General features: G+C 61.7%; 1 protein-coding gene. It reads left to right on the top strand.

Annotation, left to right across the window (positions count from 1 at the left end; translation table 11 throughout):
- The coding region (locus EN824_RS35000; RefSeq protein WP_189522307.1) for an NAD(P)H-dependent oxidoreductase at positions 1-248 on the top strand (248 nt) is incomplete at both ends.

Here is a 248-nt window from a genome sequence, read left to right as displayed (position 1 = left end):
CCTCGTACAGCAGATTGCTTACCCTCGAAGCCGAACGGATACTGCGGCAACTCGGTGCAGAAACGAGGGTATTCGACCCGCACGGCCTGCCGCTTGCCGACAGTGTTTCGCCCGAGCATCCCAAGGTAGCGGAACTGCGCGCGCTGTCGTTATGGTCCGAGGGACAGGTGTGGTGCAGCCCGGAACGTCATGGCGCGCTCACGGGGGTTTTCAAGAATCAGATCGACTGGCTGCCGCTTGATTCCGGC

Origin of the sequence: Mesorhizobium sp. M8A.F.Ca.ET.181.01.1.1 (genome assembly GCF_004792025.1) — a bacterium.
Classification (GTDB): Bacteria; Pseudomonadota; Alphaproteobacteria; order Rhizobiales; family Rhizobiaceae; genus Mesorhizobium.
This window is presented reverse-complemented; position numbering and strand designations above follow the sequence as displayed.